Here is a 13,430-nt window from a genome sequence, read left to right on the forward strand (position 1 = left end):
ACCATATTAAATTCTCTAGATAATATTAGCAGTTGGATTTATTTGAGAAATTGTCGCTTTGAAACGCTTTGTTTTGACATATCGAATAGTATCGATATAAGATAGCCCCATGGAAAATTTAAATGTTATTGATGTATTTAAAGCGTTGTCGAATGAAACCCGTTTGAACATTTTAAAATGGCTGCGGGAGCCGGAGAAGAATTTCCCTGCACAGCAAGCGCATTTGCCTAAGGAGGTCAGCATCGAAGGCGGCGTCTGTGTCGGCGATATTCAAGAAAAGGTGAATTTGTCCCAATCCACCGTCTCGCATTATTTATCGCTTATGCAAAAAGCGGGATTGCTCGAGGCTGTGCGCTACGGGCAGTGGACGTATTACAGGCGCAACGAAGAGACATTAGCGAAGGTCGCAAAATTCATCAACGAAGAAATTTGAGACCAAGCTCGTCTCTTTTTTTGATTTTATATATATCGATAATCTTAGATATTTCTATATTACAATAAACTGATTTTCCCAATGAATTACATAGAGGAGTAGATTGTTATGGAAACAGCTTCAACACCAGAATTATTCACCACTAAACAGAAAATATTGGCGTTCACTTTGACCTTATTGACGTTCATCATGGGCACGAGTGAATTCGTCATCGTCGGCCTGCTCGCCGAAGTATCGGCCGACTTGAATATCAGCTTGGCAGTTGCGGGGACGCTCGTTTCTGGGTTTGCGATCGCTTATGCCATCGGAACGCCCTTTTTGACCGCTTTTGTCAGCCGCTTTCCCAAATATCCGCTGATGCTGACCTTGATCTCCATCTTCACCGCCGGCAACATCCTCAGCGCATTATCCGGATCGTATGAATTGCTGATTTTCTCGCGCATCATTACAGCCGTCGTCAGCGGCGTCTTGGTCGCTTTATCGATGAGCATTGCCAGCGACATCATGCCGGAAAACAAAAAAGGCCCGATCATCGCCCTTATTTTCGCCGGCTTCACCATTTCCAATGTCATCGGCGTCCCTCTCGGCACATTGATCGGCCAGCTCGGCAATTGGCAGCTGACGTTTTGGTTCACGACTTTGCTCGGCGTCATCAGCTTAGTGATGGCCATCTTCATCCTGCCGCGCAAATTGAAAGTCGTTAAAGCCTCCGCTAAGGACCAGCTTGCATTGTTGGCCAATCCACGGATAATTTTGGCTTTCTTTATCCCGACTTTCTCAATCGCCGGCACCTACACCATTTACACGTACATCACGCCGATCTTAGAAGACGGCATGGGCATCCCGACACGCTATGTGAGTGCCGTCCTGCTCGCATACGGTGCCTTCTCCATTCTCAGCAATGTATTGGCCGGCAAGATCGCCGGACGCAACGGCGTCAGCAAGCTGCGCTATGTGTTTATCGTACAAGCAGTCATATTGGCTTCCCTGTATTTCACAATGGGAACGACTTTCGCAGGGCTCGTCAGCCTCATGCTGATGGCCATCATGATTTATGCGATGAATGCCACCATCCAAATGTATTTGATGAATTTGGCTACGGTCTATTCACCTGCAGCTAAAGATTTCGCTTCCTCGCTGACGCCTGTCGCTGTGAATATCGGCATCGCGCTAGGTGCGACACTCGGCGGATACGTCGTCGCACAAGGCGGCTATATCCATCTGTCCTGGGTCGGCGCATTATGTGCTTTGCTTGCATCAGGGCTCGCGTTTCTCAGCACCCGCTTGGACCGGGCGGATGATTTTTCCACAGCACGCGCCAAGGCTGGCCTCGAGCAATAAGTGAGACAGTGCTATGGGGCAACTCCCCTTGCTGCATGATTCATTTTTTCGGAATGCGAAATGTTTTTCTTGACCGCTAAAACTGATTTCTATAGTCTTAAGGGCAGAAACACGAGGGGCTGCCCTACTGACTGGACGATAAAAGTGGAGTTTTTATGAAAACCTGAACGACATCAAGTTGCACGTAAAGGAAATGACTCTATACATCAAAGATGACTGGCAGGGTCCCCCCAGGACATGGGGAGGAATGAAAGATGAACGACACACAGAAAATGTCTACACACGATTCATTGAAAGCCGTCTCCTATAAATTATTCCAAGTGATCAGTGATGAACTGGACGTCAACACTGCTTATGTGACGCAGCGCGGACCGACGGCGATGAAAGTAATCAGCTCATTCAATAAAGACCATTATATTATTCCCGAAGGTTATGCCGTGGATTACGACGGCACATATTGCCGCCTGATCATCCAAAGCGACCAGGAAGCAATGCGCACAAAGAACCTCGGCTCTTTCACGTTAACAAAAGACTTGGAAGTGACGCCGCAGCTTGAAGTAAAAGGCTTTCTCGGTGTGACGCTGCGTGATTTCTACGGCGAAGTGTTCGGCACCTTATGCGTCATGGACAAAGAAGAAAAAGATTTTAGCGACCAAGACGTTCATTTCCTCAAGCAAATGGCGGAAGTGCTGTCATATGTCATCCATTTGGATTCTACCTTGGCAGACATCGAGCTGTTGAGCGTGCCGATCATCCCGATCAAAAAAGGCTTAGCGATCCTGTCATTGCAAGGGAATATCAATGAATCACGTTCTCAGAAAATCATGGAAGATACCTTGCATTATGCGGCCGACAAAGGCATCCATTCCTTTATCATCGACTTGTCGCAATTGATGCTGCTGGAAAACCAGTTCCCGGACGTCTTGAAGAATCTGGTGTCAGGCTTGAACGTCATGGGTGTCCAGGTCATGATGACCGGCCTCCCGCCTTGGCTCGTTCAAATGCCTGGCGTCAGCGAACACTTATCACAGTTGAAAACCGAGTATGTCGCCGACATTGAATCGGCGTTGAATAAAATCGGTTACAAACTGGAAAAATAAAAGGAAGCGAAAAGCTCAAGGGCTTTTCGCTTCCTTTTGTTATGGCTGGAAAGACAAACACTCACCTAATGTCAGTGTCAAGTCCCCTTTAAAAGTCGAAGTTGTCCGGGTCCGGGCCGACACGGCGGTCTTCGTTCAATGCCGAAATCTGTTTCATGTCTTCCTCTGCCAGTTCAAAATCGAACACTTGGAAGTTTTCCACAATGCGCCCTTTATGGGTCGATTTCGGAATGGTCACGACGCCGTTTTGCAGATTCCAGCGCAAAATGACTTGAGCGACCGATTTATCGTACTTCGCTGCGATTTCTTTCAGCTCTGGCTGTTCTAGCGCTTCGCCTGCCATGAGCGGCGACCAGGATTCCGCCTGGATGTCGTGTTCGCGGCAGAACGCGAGCAACTTCTCTTGCGTCAAACGCGGGTGGTACTCGATTTGATTGACGACCGGCTTGATGTCCGCATCTTCCATCAGGTCTTTCAAATGGTGGATCTGGAAATTGCTGACGCCGATTGCGATGACCTGCCCGTCCATATAGAGATGCTCGAGCGCTTTCCACGCCTCTTTGTATTTGCCTTCAACGGGCCAGTGGAGCAAGTACAAGTCCAGATACTCCAGCCCTAATTTCTTCAGGCTTGTCCCGTAAGCTTGGATGCCAGACGTGTAGCCGAAATCGTCGTTCCATAGTTTTGAAGTGATGAACAAGTCTTCCCTCGAGATCCCCGCCGCTTTGATTCCCTGGCGTATACCTTCCCCAACGCTTTCCTCGTTTCCGTAAATGGCGGCGGTATCGATGCTGCGATAGCCGTTGACGATCGCCGTTTTGACGGCTTCAGTCGCCCCAGGCCCGTCTTCTACCCGGAATACGCCCAGGCCGAGCCATGGCATTTCGCTTCCGTTATTTAATGTGACAGTAGCTTGTAAGTTTTTCATGAATGATGTCCTCCTATTTCTCGTCTAAAGCAATAAACTTACTATACCCTCTTGCCTAAGAAACTATCGTATGCGAATGAAAATACGATAGTTAATCTATAATCATTTCTTTTCGACTAGACCATTTATTATTTAAAATAATTTATAACCACCACTAATTGGATTAAAAATTTAACTTAGACTCGCAAATAGCGTTGACTTTTCCAAATAGAGGCGTATATTTTAGCTTACACAACAGAATCCACCTTTTATTATCGCTGAGACAGAATGAATTTCTGTGCGGGGGAACCAATTCGATCGCAACTTGATCTCGGGGTGAATCTTCATTTTTGAAGAAGGGGTACTCTCCATCCCTAATCCGACAGCTAACCTCGTAAGCGTAGAAAAGAGAGAAAAGGTCTTATCTCAGGCCGTTTCTTTGAAATGGTTTTTTTGTGCTCAAATTTAAGGGAAAAGAGTGGAAGAGAAATGAGATGGACATCATGCCACATACTGAAGAATAGCTGGCCACACAGATGAATAAAACCTATCTATTGAAGAAAATCCATATGTCACCCCCGCAAGTGCTGTCCATCACTTTTCTGGTGGCCATCTTTTTGGGGGCCATCCTGCTGTACTTGCCTGTCTCAACTACGGCTCCGATTTCTTTTTTGGATGCATTATTTACCGCCACTTCCGCAACCACAGTGACGGGCCTTGCCGTTCTCAGCACAGGCAATGATTTTACGCTGTTCGGCCAAACTGTCATCATGGTGCTCATGCAAATCGGCGGGCTTGGTTTAATGACGTTCGCCGTGTTAATCGTCATGCTGTTGGGAAAAAAGATCGGATTAAGGGGACGGATCTTGGTCCAACAATCGTTCAACCAGTATTCACTCGGCGGCATGATTCGCCTTGTGCGAATTATCCTTCTTTTCACTTTCGGCATCGAAGCGATTGCTGCTGCCTTTTTGGCCGTTCGCTGGGTACCCGAATACGGCTGGGGCTTCGGGCTGTTCACCAGTGCTTTTCACTCTGTCTCTGCATTTAATAACGCAGGATTCTCGTTGTGGGATGATTCCTTGAGTGCTTACGTCGGAGATCCTGTCGTCAATATCATCATCACTATGCTGTTCATCACGGGCGGCATCGGATTTACTGTCCTATATGATATGTGGAGCGCCAAGGAATTCCGGCAATTATCGCTGCATTCGAAAATCATGCTGACCGGGACACTCGCCGTCAACCTCTTCGCCATGCTGTTCCTATTCGTGTCGGAGTATGGAAATATGGAGACGATCGGGGCGCTGCCACTCGGTGATAAGATATGGGCTTCTTATTTCCAGGCGGTCACGCCACGGACTGCAGGATTTAATTCCATCGATATCGGCAGCATGGAGACCGGTTCGATTGTGCTTATTTCGCTTTTAATGTTTATCGGAGCCGGCAGTGCCTCGACGGGGAGCGGCATCAAGCTCACCACTTTCCTAGTCATCATTTTAGTGACCGCATCCTATCTGAATGGAAAAAAAGAAGCTGTCATTTTCAACCGCGCGATTCCTTCGCACTTGCTGGAACGGTCTCTTGCGATTGTGTTCATCAGCATGACCGCAATCTTTACCGGCATTTTGATTTTAAGCTATACCGAAAGTGCGCCTTTCGAATGGATCGTTTTTGAAGCGTTCTCAGCTTTCGGGACAGTCGGACTGTCGATGGGCTTGACCGGAGACCTTTCCGACATCGGCAAATTCGTCATTATGGTTTTGATGTTCATCGGCCGAGTCGGCCCTGTGACACTAGCATTCGCGTTGGCGCGCCAGCATCGGGAACCCATTCGCCATCCGAAAGGCGATATCTTTACAGGTTGACCTTGGATTAACTCAAATGAAAAAGCTGCACCCCCGAATTTGGGGAGCGCAGCTTTTTTGGCGTTAACTTCTCAGAAACCCGCCTTCCGAATGAATCACTTGCCCGGTAATCCAGCCGCCTTCCTCGCTGGCAAGAAACGCGATCAAGTTCGCCGCATCTTCCGGTTTCCCGATGCGCCCCAAGCCGAATTTCGGCCGCAAATAATCCCTGATCTCGTCATCCATCCAATTGGTGTCGGTGGGTCCTGGATTGACGGCATTCACGGTGATTCCCAGTTCCGCGAGTTCTGCGGATAAAGAAGAAGTGAATGCCGAAATCGCGCCTTTTGTTGCTGCATAAGCCAAATTCCCTGGCATCGGCCCCTGATCTTGTCCGGAGGTTAAATTAATGATGCGCCCATCTTTTCGACCGGTTTGTTGAAATTCTTTTGCGAATTCCGTGGACAATAAAAACGTTGCTCTTATATTCACCATATAATGATCGTCCAAGATCTTGCCGGTCAAATCCATATAGTTGGAATCGATCGAATGCGCCGCGTTATTGATAAGAATATTCGGAAATTCGATGGCGCTTTTCACATTCGTCAGAATAGCTTCTTCGGCATCCCGTTGCGCTAAATCGACCTCCAAAAACTTACAGCGTACACCAAGATCCGTGATTTCTGAACGGAAGCGCTCTGGAAAATCCGGCGCTGCTTGCCAATGAGTGAAGAAGATATCCGTTTTTTGCTGTGCGAGTTTCCGGCAGACGGCTGCGCCGATGCCGGTGTGGTTGCTGACGCCGGTGACCAATGCAATAGTTTTGGGTTTTGGCATCGAGAAAGCCTCCTTTTGTGCAGTTTATTAAAGTAGCTTCGCCATATAATACTCATCCACATAGCCATCGTTGACGAGCAGCGAATCTCGTTTCACACCTTCAATTTCGAATCCCATCTTCTGATATAAAGTGACTGCTGATGCATTTTCTGCTATCACTGTCAGTTCCAAGCGATGTAGGCGGACAGATTTTGCCCAAGAGATGACATGGGAAAATAAAGCCTTTCCGACGCCTTTTCCGCGGCTATCGCTATGGACACCCATAACAACATAAGCACGATGTGAAACTCGCTGGGGGTTTTCATTTTGGACAATCAGGTACCCTAGAACTTGATGTTCTTCGCATGCAATAAAAACGCCTGACTTTTCATTGGCATTTAACACATCGATGAACTTTGCAAACGACTCGGTTGTAATCACCCGCTCTCCCGGGTTGAACATCATATACCCTGAATCCTCAGCATTTTTGATGACCTGCACGATTTGTTCTGCGTGGTGATTCTCAGCTTTTCGAATTTTGATCACAGTTTACACTCCCACTCTGCTAAAAAGCTTTCAAGCTCATTGATCTTTAATATTTCCGGGGAAATAATCTGCTTAAACATATACCCCGCTTGTCTTTTACTATAAGAATCAATTTCATATTCAATGACGTGAACATCTTCATCTTTCGAGCTATTTCTTTATTTCAAACTCGGCTGCTAGAGCAATCTCCTCTGCTCCTTCATTTATATAAAAGGTTTTGACGATTCGATATGTGCCAGCCGTCAATTCGTAATCCAAAAACTCAAGCGGCATTTCCTGCTCAAGTTTCTCTCCTGCCCCCAAACCCAAACCAATATCCGTAAAAGCAAACTGTTCTATGTAAGGAACTTCATACCAGATCCCTTCTTGAAATTTCTCCAGCACCCGATATTCACCGAATCCGATATCTCTTGAACCTGAGTTGGAAATGATTAATATTATCTCATCGACAGGAAGAGTGTAATTTTCTTCATCGCTTTGCACAGAAACTACGGTTTCCCCATTAGTGATGGTATCTGGTAATTGTTCATGTGAGGAAGTGTTTTCTAGAACTTCATTCTTTTGACTTGTTTCAAACAGTGAACAACCAGACAGTAATAAGATAGAAGTTACTAAAAGAATCATTAATTTTTTTCCCAGTCATCTTCCCATCCTTTCGGCAACTATTGAATAATCATCTAGAGTCCGGTGCTTCGCAGCCATAGAGATATGCGATGGCGTACGTAATCTCCGATAGTTATATCAGCCCTGATCAAAAACATGTGTTGAAAGCGAAAAAATATTTACTTGTTTTGCGATTGCTTTAATGGAAACCTAACTTCTCAGATGGTCCTCCCTATAATCAATCTCCTCTTGCAAAAATTGCAGCACAGCCATGGCTTCAACTCCTTATTTGACTCATAAGCGGGTCACGGCTTGGTTTCCTGACATTTTGTTCGTTCTTCGGACAGTTTTTGCCGGATGTCATCCCACTGCTTATGATAACGGTCCGATGACTTTATAATAAACCTCCACTTGCTCATCGGTTACAATCGTCCGGACTTTTTCCAATTGAATCTCCAGGTCTTCCAAGTGTTCGAACATGCGGGTTCCTGTCCCGATCAGCAGCGGGGCGAAGGCAATTTGCAGTTCGTCCACCAGATTCGCACGCAATGCTTGTTGGCCGACATCGGCACCGAGAACGACCACATCCTGCTCCCCTGCGGCGGCTTTTGCTTTCCGGACGGCTGTCTCGATGCCATCGGTCACGAACGTAATGCTTAAGTTGTCGTTTTCTTTTGGATGCTTGGCCGGCGGATGATGCGTCAAGACAAAAATGGGCACTTGAAATTCATAATCGTCGGCATAGGCGTCCGGGTCGTCGGTCATGCCGTAAGTTCGGCGGCCCATCACGACCGCGCCTGTTTTCGCCATCACCTCATTGATTTCATCGTTGGGTTTGAAGCTTTCGTAAAGTTTGTCGAGTTTTCCATGCCTGTCGCTGACGAATCCATCAAGCGAGACGATCATTCCAAAACAGACTTTTGCCATATCGAACACATCCTTTCCTAAAAGTTCAACGAGTCTCTTTGCTAATCAATTCCTCGTCGCACATCATTCTCCTTCTATATACTAGATACTTAGATTTCCATCAATCGAAAAAGAAAGGCACACTTCCATCGAAGTGTGCCTCTCTTAGGGGCCCAATACTAATCTAAATTCCTTTTGCCTCAAATCGTTTTAAATCATCGCGATGCCCCATGGCAACCAGCACATCCCCCAACTCCACTTGATCATCCGGCATCGGCGCGACGTTCACTTCGTCCCCTCGCTTGATCGCGAGAATTGTACATTGGTATCGCGCCCGGATGTTCAGTTCCAGCAAGCTTTGATCCATTAGTTTCTCCGAAGCGACCAACTCTACGATGCTATAGTCTTCCGATAGATCGATATAATCCACAACTTTTTCTGAATCCATATGATGCGCGATGCGGATGCCCATCTCTTTTTCCGGCTGGATGACGCGGTCCGCCCCCACTTTTTCAAGGATCATCTGGTGCTGCAAGTCTTTCGCTTTAACCCATACAAGCGGGATGCCGATTTCCTTTAGCATCAGTGTGCACAAAACACTCGTCTGCATATTCTCCCCAATCGCCACGACCGCATGTTCAAAATTCCGCACCCCAAGTTCCCTCAAGCTTGCTTCGTCTGTCGCATTCGCCACGGCTGCATGGGAAGAGAATTTTCTCATCATGTCGACACGCTCCGGCGATGAATCGATGGCCATGACATCATGTCCCAGATTGAACAGTTCTTTGCAGATGCTGCTGCCGAATCTGCCAAGGCCGATCACGATAAATTGCTTCTTCAAGTCATTTCCTCATTTCTATATTCCATAAAAAATTAGGGCCAAAGCTGCTCTGGCGATGAATATATTTAATATCGATTCCAGCTCTTTGTGAAGCCTCTCAATCGTTATGTTCAATTGACTAAAATCTACATCTGTTGAGTAATATTGTCAATATTAACAATAGGAAGTTTTTTCGTTCAGAAGCGGAGCTGATATACAAGAAAAAACACCATCCCCTATTCAAAAAACTGGGAATGATGCCTTCTAACCGTAGTCAATATATTATCCTTCTAAAAGTGTCCAGGCAAAATAATCAAGCTGCCTTTTCTTGTAGATTTAAATTTCAATAGCCATTTAGCTGCATGTTCTTTCGTTATGCAACTGGCATTGTACTTTTCTTTGCATACTCGCTATTGTGCTGTTTGTACATTCAATTAAATAAAATATTAATCTTTTATTCCCACTAAACTGCTGCGGACATTTCCACAACTGATGAAAAACTTCTGTTAGGACGCGCTCGCATTCCGCTTGGTCGTTAAATTTCCTGTAACAGACTTTCCAAAGCAATAAATAGTATTCATCGTATATCAATTCCAAGGCGGCTTTGTCTCTAAACTTCAGTCTTTCCAACAATTGTCCATCCGTAGTCATTTAGCACCTCTCTCTTCTTATTCAAAATACCCATTAAAAGAGAAGTAAAACCCTATATTCATTATAATATTAGGATAATAAATTAGGCGTTCATAATAAAAAGGATCGGCACTGATTAGACAATGCCGATCCTTCACTTCCTATTGTTCGCTTATGACTGGACAGGATTCCCCAAACCTTTGTGAATCGTGACCTGATGTGGGAAAGGGATTTCGATATCATGGGCATCGAGTGCTTCCTTAATGGACTTGCGCAACTCGCGCTCGACTCCCCATTGCTCTCCACTTTTCGCTTTAGCGATGATGCGCAGCGTTACATCAGATGCACCGAACGCCTGGACGCCGATGACATCCGGCCCTTCGACGATGGCAGAATTGTCTTTCCCAACTTTTTCACATACCGTTTTTAGCACGGCCATTGCTTCGTCGATATTTTCGTCGTAAGATACGCCAATATCCACGAGTGCACGCATATTCCCGCGCGAGTGATTGCTGACGGTTGTAATATCGCGGTTCGGGATGAAATTCAAGGTACCGTCAAAGCTGCGGATTTGGGTCGTCCGCAACCCGACTGATTCGACCACGCCGTCAATGGCACCGACCGTTACATAATCGTTGACGTCAATCTGCTTCTCCAGCAATAGGAAGAAGCCGGTGACCACATCGCTGACGAGGCCCTGTGCCCCGAAACCAATTGCCAGGCCGACAATCCCTGCGCCGGCAATGAGGCTGGCGACGGACAATCCGAATATGTTGAACAAAGTCGCGACCAAAATAAAGATCAAAGCATACGAGAAGACGTTTTCCGACAACGCGCGCAGCGTCAAAGCGCGGCCATTGGTCACGTCGCCTTTTTTCGTCAAGCGGTCAAACGAGCGGTTGATCAGCTTTTTCCCGATTGCCCGCACAATCACGAATGCGATTAAAATCCCGATGACTTGAGCGGCAATGATTCCCGCCTCAACTAATAAATTTCCCCAGTCAATATCAATAAAATCAAACAAACAATCATTCCTTTCATTTTCTTGCGCTGCATTGAATAAACTCTAAGCGGCGCCGCTTCTATGTATTTACCTGTTTCTTTATAACATATATGAGAGCATCATTTCATTCCTGCACCTTGAATTTGAACCGTTTATAGAGCCCTTTCACTTTTTTGCCAATTGGAACGCTTACATTTCCACTAAAGGTTTCACTCTTGTTTCAAGTGGTAGATAAAGGTAGAAACCAACTATTACCAACCTGAGGAGAGATTGAAATGGCGAATATCCAAAACCCTAGAACGCAATATACAACGGAAGATTTTCCGAAACAATACCAGGAAGCCCCTGGCGTGCAAAACCAAATGACTCCTGTGCCGGACTGCGGCGAGAAGACGTATAAAGGTTCAGGCAAGCTTGAAGGACGCAAAGCGCTAGTAACCGGTGGTGATTCCGGAATCGGCCGTGCTGCAGCCATTGCATACGCTAGAGAAGGGGCAGACGTGGCAATTAATTATTTGCCAGCAGAGCAATCCGATGCCGATGAAGTGAAACAATTAATCGAAGCAGAAGGCCGCAAAGCCGTCTTGATTCCCGGCGACTTGAGCAACGAAGCGTTCAACAAGGAAATGGTTGAAAAAGCGAACACCGAACTTGGCGGATTGGACATTTTGGCACTCGTTGCCGGCAAGCAGCAAGCCGTCAAAGACATTGCTGACCTTCCGACAGAACAGCTCGAAAAAACATTCCAAGTCAATGTCTACTCCATGTACTGGACAGTGAAAGCGGCGCTTCCATACCTTCCAGAAGGCGCGTCGATCATCACGACGAGCTCGGTTGAAGGCTTTGACCCAAGCCCGATGCTGCTCGACTATTCAGCAACGAAATTCGCGATCATCGGCTTCACGAAATCCTTGTCCAAACAATTGGCGGACAAAGGCATCCGTGTCAACTCGGTCGCGCCAGGCCCAATCTGGACAGCGCTTCAAATTTCCGGCGGACAGCCGCAGGAAAACATTCCTGAATTCGGCAAAGGCACACCAGAGACGCCAATCGGCCGCGCAGGACAACCGGCAGAACTTGCTTCCGTATACGTATTCCTCGCTTCCATCGAATCGAGCTATGTTACGGGACAAATCTACAGCATCACAGGCGGCATGACGACCGCTTAAGTTTATATTCCAAAAACGTGGGGCATCGAATCAATCGGTGCCCCACGTTTTTTCATTAAATATTTTTCAGCCACGTCATCAGGCGCAAAATCTCGAAGGGTTCTGCCCATGTGATGACAAAAAGAATGACGAAAAAAACTGAGAGCGACCAAACCTTCAATTGCCCCGGCTCTCTTTTCAATACAGCAATGAACACGGCGCCTGCCGCTGCAAACAGCAATAGAAAACCGATAAGTGCAAGCGGCTCAGAATACCCAGACATCAGCCGGTTGAACATGAGCAATAGACTCCCTAAAACGATGAGTCCCATTGAATATTTACCGAACATCTTGTCTCCTCCTTTTTCAAGAAAGCCCGCGGCCTGCCATCACGGTGCAAAGCCGTAGTAGAACAGGATATGTGCATAAAAACCGAAGAATGCGACTACCAAAGTCACCAACACAAATAACACCACCATGATGATTTTGGAAATTTTACCGATATCAAGCCGCCATACGCCTTTATAGACCTGCACCCATAGCGCAACGACGAATGGGACGACCATCAATAGATAGAAGATCGCGAGGCCGTTCCCAAAGACATCGAAATAATCCCGGTTCACACTGTCGCTGGTCCTGAAATAACGGCTCATCCCAAAAAAGAACGCGAGAAACGACAACTGAACCACCACACCATAGATGAATAGCGGAACCCTGAATTTCCCCAGGTTTCGCAGCATCCACAAAACTATGCAGTACAGGATGGCTATTAGAATGGCTATGTAAAAACTGAATGGATAAAAGATATGAACACGTCCTTCTTCCCGCTTACTTTACCAAAGCGGTTCGTCTTCCTCTGTCAATTCGACTAAAAATGGGTAGGCAGCTATAACGATGACCCCACTGGCGATGATCAGTATGAATATCGTAATGACCGAAAGATTAAATAAAACCCCGAAAAGCATAGCCAATGGCGTTAGGAAGTTTAAAAGGCCGGCTCTTTTTTTCGATTGGGTAGTAAGCAATTGCTTTTTCCCGCAATTCGGGCAAATCATTCCTGTATCCAATGTGAACATCTTTTTGACCGTCTGTTTCCAACTCCATTGCTTATGGCAATTTTGACAAATCGGCATGGACTCCCCCCATTCAGTTTTTTATTTTATTCACGCTCTTTAAGACCTTGTCCTTATTAGACTAACAGAGATAACCAAAAATTCCCACAACACAAATTCCAATTAACTGGGTTTCACTGTTTCAGTTAAGAGCTCTCCCGAATCTATCCTCACTAAAAAAAGAGCAAGAACTGGATGCCAGTTCTTGCTCTTGATGAG

General features: G+C 46.4%; 15 protein-coding genes and 1 riboswitch. Of the genes, 5 read left to right on the forward strand and 10 right to left on the reverse strand.

Annotated features, from left to right (window positions below; all coding sequences use genetic code 11):
* Nucleotides 1-109 precede the first annotated feature (109 nt).
* The 3 genes from DFR62_RS06930 to DFR62_RS06940 all read left to right on the forward strand — a co-directional run bounded on the left by DFR62_RS06930 (nucleotide 110) and on the right by DFR62_RS06940 (nucleotide 2,874).
* On the forward strand, nucleotides 110-433 hold the full coding sequence (locus DFR62_RS06930) for an ArsR/SmtB family transcription factor (RefSeq protein ID WP_121299031.1): 324 nt from the start codon (nucleotides 110-112) through the stop codon (nucleotides 431-433).
* 108 nt (nucleotides 434-541) lie between these two features.
* The gene (locus DFR62_RS06935) at nucleotides 542-1,774 is read left to right on the forward strand and encodes an MFS transporter (RefSeq protein WP_121299033.1); all 1,233 of its coding nucleotides are present in this window, start codon (nucleotides 542-544) and stop codon (nucleotides 1,772-1,774) included.
* 254 nt (nucleotides 1,775-2,028) lie between these two features.
* A complete protein-coding gene (locus DFR62_RS06940) occupies nucleotides 2,029-2,874 on the forward strand; it encodes a GAF domain-containing protein (protein WP_121299035.1) in 846 nt (281 codons plus the stop codon).
* Between the two features lie 88 nt (nucleotides 2,875-2,962).
* Here DFR62_RS06940 and DFR62_RS06945 read toward each other — a convergent pair whose 3' ends face one another.
* Entirely contained in the window at nucleotides 2,963-3,802 is an 840-nt protein-coding gene (locus tag DFR62_RS06945) for an aldo/keto reductase (RefSeq protein ID WP_121299037.1), read from the reverse strand.
* A 245-nt stretch (nucleotides 3,803-4,047) separates the two neighbouring features.
* Nucleotides 4,048-4,197: riboswitch (cyclic di-AMP (ydaO/yuaA leader) on the forward strand.
* 120 nt (nucleotides 4,198-4,317) lie between these two features.
* On the opposite strand from DFR62_RS06945, the gene DFR62_RS06950 reads away from it, so the two are divergent.
* Nucleotides 4,318-5,649, forward strand: a complete 1,332-nt coding sequence (locus DFR62_RS06950; RefSeq protein WP_121299039.1) for a TrkH family potassium uptake protein — start codon at nucleotides 4,318-4,320, stop codon at nucleotides 5,647-5,649.
* Between the two features lie 63 nt (nucleotides 5,650-5,712).
* Here the strand turns inward: DFR62_RS06950 and DFR62_RS06955 are convergent, their stop codons facing one another.
* The 6 genes from DFR62_RS06955 to DFR62_RS06985 all read right to left on the reverse strand — a co-directional run bounded on the left by DFR62_RS06955 (nucleotide 5,713) and on the right by DFR62_RS06985 (nucleotide 10,973).
* Nucleotides 5,713-6,465: an SDR family oxidoreductase gene (locus tag DFR62_RS06955; RefSeq protein ID WP_121299041.1), complete on the reverse strand. Its 753-nt coding sequence runs from the start codon at nucleotides 6,463-6,465 to the stop codon at nucleotides 5,713-5,715.
* A 27-nt stretch (nucleotides 6,466-6,492) separates the two neighbouring features.
* The gene (locus tag DFR62_RS06960) at nucleotides 6,493-6,990 is read right to left on the reverse strand and encodes a GNAT family N-acetyltransferase (RefSeq protein WP_241663130.1); all 498 of its coding nucleotides are present in this window, start codon (nucleotides 6,988-6,990) and stop codon (nucleotides 6,493-6,495) included.
* Nucleotides 6,991-7,140: 150 nt separating this feature from the next.
* On the reverse strand, nucleotides 7,141-7,614 hold the full coding sequence (locus DFR62_RS06965; RefSeq protein WP_121299043.1) for an immunoglobulin-like domain-containing protein: 474 nt from the start codon (nucleotides 7,612-7,614) through the stop codon (nucleotides 7,141-7,143).
* 351 nt (nucleotides 7,615-7,965) lie between these two features.
* Entirely contained in the window at nucleotides 7,966-8,520 is a 555-nt protein-coding gene (locus DFR62_RS06970; RefSeq protein ID WP_121299045.1) for a dihydrofolate reductase family protein, read from the reverse strand.
* 163 nt (nucleotides 8,521-8,683) lie between these two features.
* Nucleotides 8,684-9,340 carry a potassium channel family protein gene (locus tag DFR62_RS06975; protein WP_121299047.1) on the reverse strand — a complete coding sequence of 219 codons (657 nt, stop codon included), beginning with the start codon at nucleotides 9,338-9,340 and terminating at the stop codon, nucleotides 8,684-8,686.
* A gap of 781 nt (nucleotides 9,341-10,121) precedes the next feature.
* Entirely contained in the window at nucleotides 10,122-10,973 is an 852-nt protein-coding gene (locus DFR62_RS06985) for a mechanosensitive ion channel family protein (RefSeq protein WP_121299051.1), read from the reverse strand.
* 254 nt (nucleotides 10,974-11,227) lie between these two features.
* On the opposite strand from DFR62_RS06985, the gene DFR62_RS06990 reads away from it, so the two are divergent.
* The gene (locus DFR62_RS06990) at nucleotides 11,228-12,121 is read left to right on the forward strand and encodes an SDR family oxidoreductase (protein ID WP_121299053.1); all 894 of its coding nucleotides are present in this window, start codon (nucleotides 11,228-11,230) and stop codon (nucleotides 12,119-12,121) included.
* Nucleotides 12,122-12,176: 55 nt separating this feature from the next.
* On the opposite strand, the gene DFR62_RS06995 is transcribed toward DFR62_RS06990, so the two are convergent.
* The 3 genes from DFR62_RS06995 to DFR62_RS07005 all read right to left on the reverse strand — a co-directional run bounded on the left by DFR62_RS06995 (nucleotide 12,177) and on the right by DFR62_RS07005 (nucleotide 13,232).
* Complete coding sequence (locus DFR62_RS06995) at nucleotides 12,177-12,449, reverse strand: hypothetical protein (protein ID WP_121299055.1); 273 nt, start codon at nucleotides 12,447-12,449, stop codon at nucleotides 12,177-12,179.
* Between the two features lie 39 nt (nucleotides 12,450-12,488).
* Complete coding sequence (locus DFR62_RS07000; RefSeq protein WP_135449535.1) at nucleotides 12,489-12,722, reverse strand: hypothetical protein; 234 nt, start codon at nucleotides 12,720-12,722, stop codon at nucleotides 12,489-12,491.
* 210 nt (nucleotides 12,723-12,932) lie between these two features.
* Nucleotides 12,933-13,232 (reverse strand): TIGR04104 family putative zinc finger protein, encoded by a 300-nt coding sequence (locus tag DFR62_RS07005; RefSeq protein WP_121299059.1) that lies wholly within the window; start codon nucleotides 13,230-13,232, stop codon nucleotides 12,933-12,935.
* Nucleotides 13,233-13,430: the final 198 nt, after the last annotated feature.

It is taken from the genome of Planococcus citreus (assembly GCF_003664125.1).
Taxonomy (GTDB): domain Bacteria; phylum Bacillota; class Bacilli; order Bacillales_A; family Planococcaceae; genus Planococcus; species Planococcus citreus.

Bases quoted from the DNA above. Each gene is read 5' to 3' on its own strand.
- DFR62_RS06990 (WP_121299053.1), top strand. From the start codon at position 11,228: ATGGCGAATATCCAAAACCCTAGAACGCAATATACAACGGAAGATTTT.
- DFR62_RS06945 (WP_121299037.1), bottom strand. From the start codon at position 3,802: ATGAAAAACTTACAAGCTACTGTCACATTAAATAACGGAAGCGAAATG.
- DFR62_RS06940 (WP_121299035.1), top strand. From the start codon at position 2,029: ATGAACGACACACAGAAAATGTCTACACACGATTCATTGAAAGCCGTC.
- DFR62_RS06995 (WP_121299055.1), bottom strand. From the start codon at position 12,449: ATGTTCGGTAAATATTCAATGGGACTCATCGTTTTAGGGAGTCTATTG.
- DFR62_RS07005 (WP_121299059.1), bottom strand. From the start codon at position 13,232: ATGCCGATTTGTCAAAATTGCCATAAGCAATGGAGTTGGAAACAGACG.
- DFR62_RS06930 (WP_121299031.1), top strand. From the start codon at position 110: ATGGAAAATTTAAATGTTATTGATGTATTTAAAGCGTTGTCGAATGAA.
- DFR62_RS06935 (WP_121299033.1), top strand. From the start codon at position 542: ATGGAAACAGCTTCAACACCAGAATTATTCACCACTAAACAGAAAATA.
- DFR62_RS06950 (WP_121299039.1), top strand. From the start codon at position 4,318: ATGAATAAAACCTATCTATTGAAGAAAATCCATATGTCACCCCCGCAA.
- DFR62_RS06970 (WP_121299045.1), bottom strand. From the start codon at position 8,520: ATGGCAAAAGTCTGTTTTGGAATGATCGTCTCGCTTGATGGATTCGTC.
- DFR62_RS06965 (WP_121299043.1), bottom strand. From the start codon at position 7,614: ATGATTCTTTTAGTAACTTCTATCTTATTACTGTCTGGTTGTTCACTG.
- DFR62_RS06955 (WP_121299041.1), bottom strand. From the start codon at position 6,465: ATGCCAAAACCCAAAACTATTGCATTGGTCACCGGCGTCAGCAACCAC.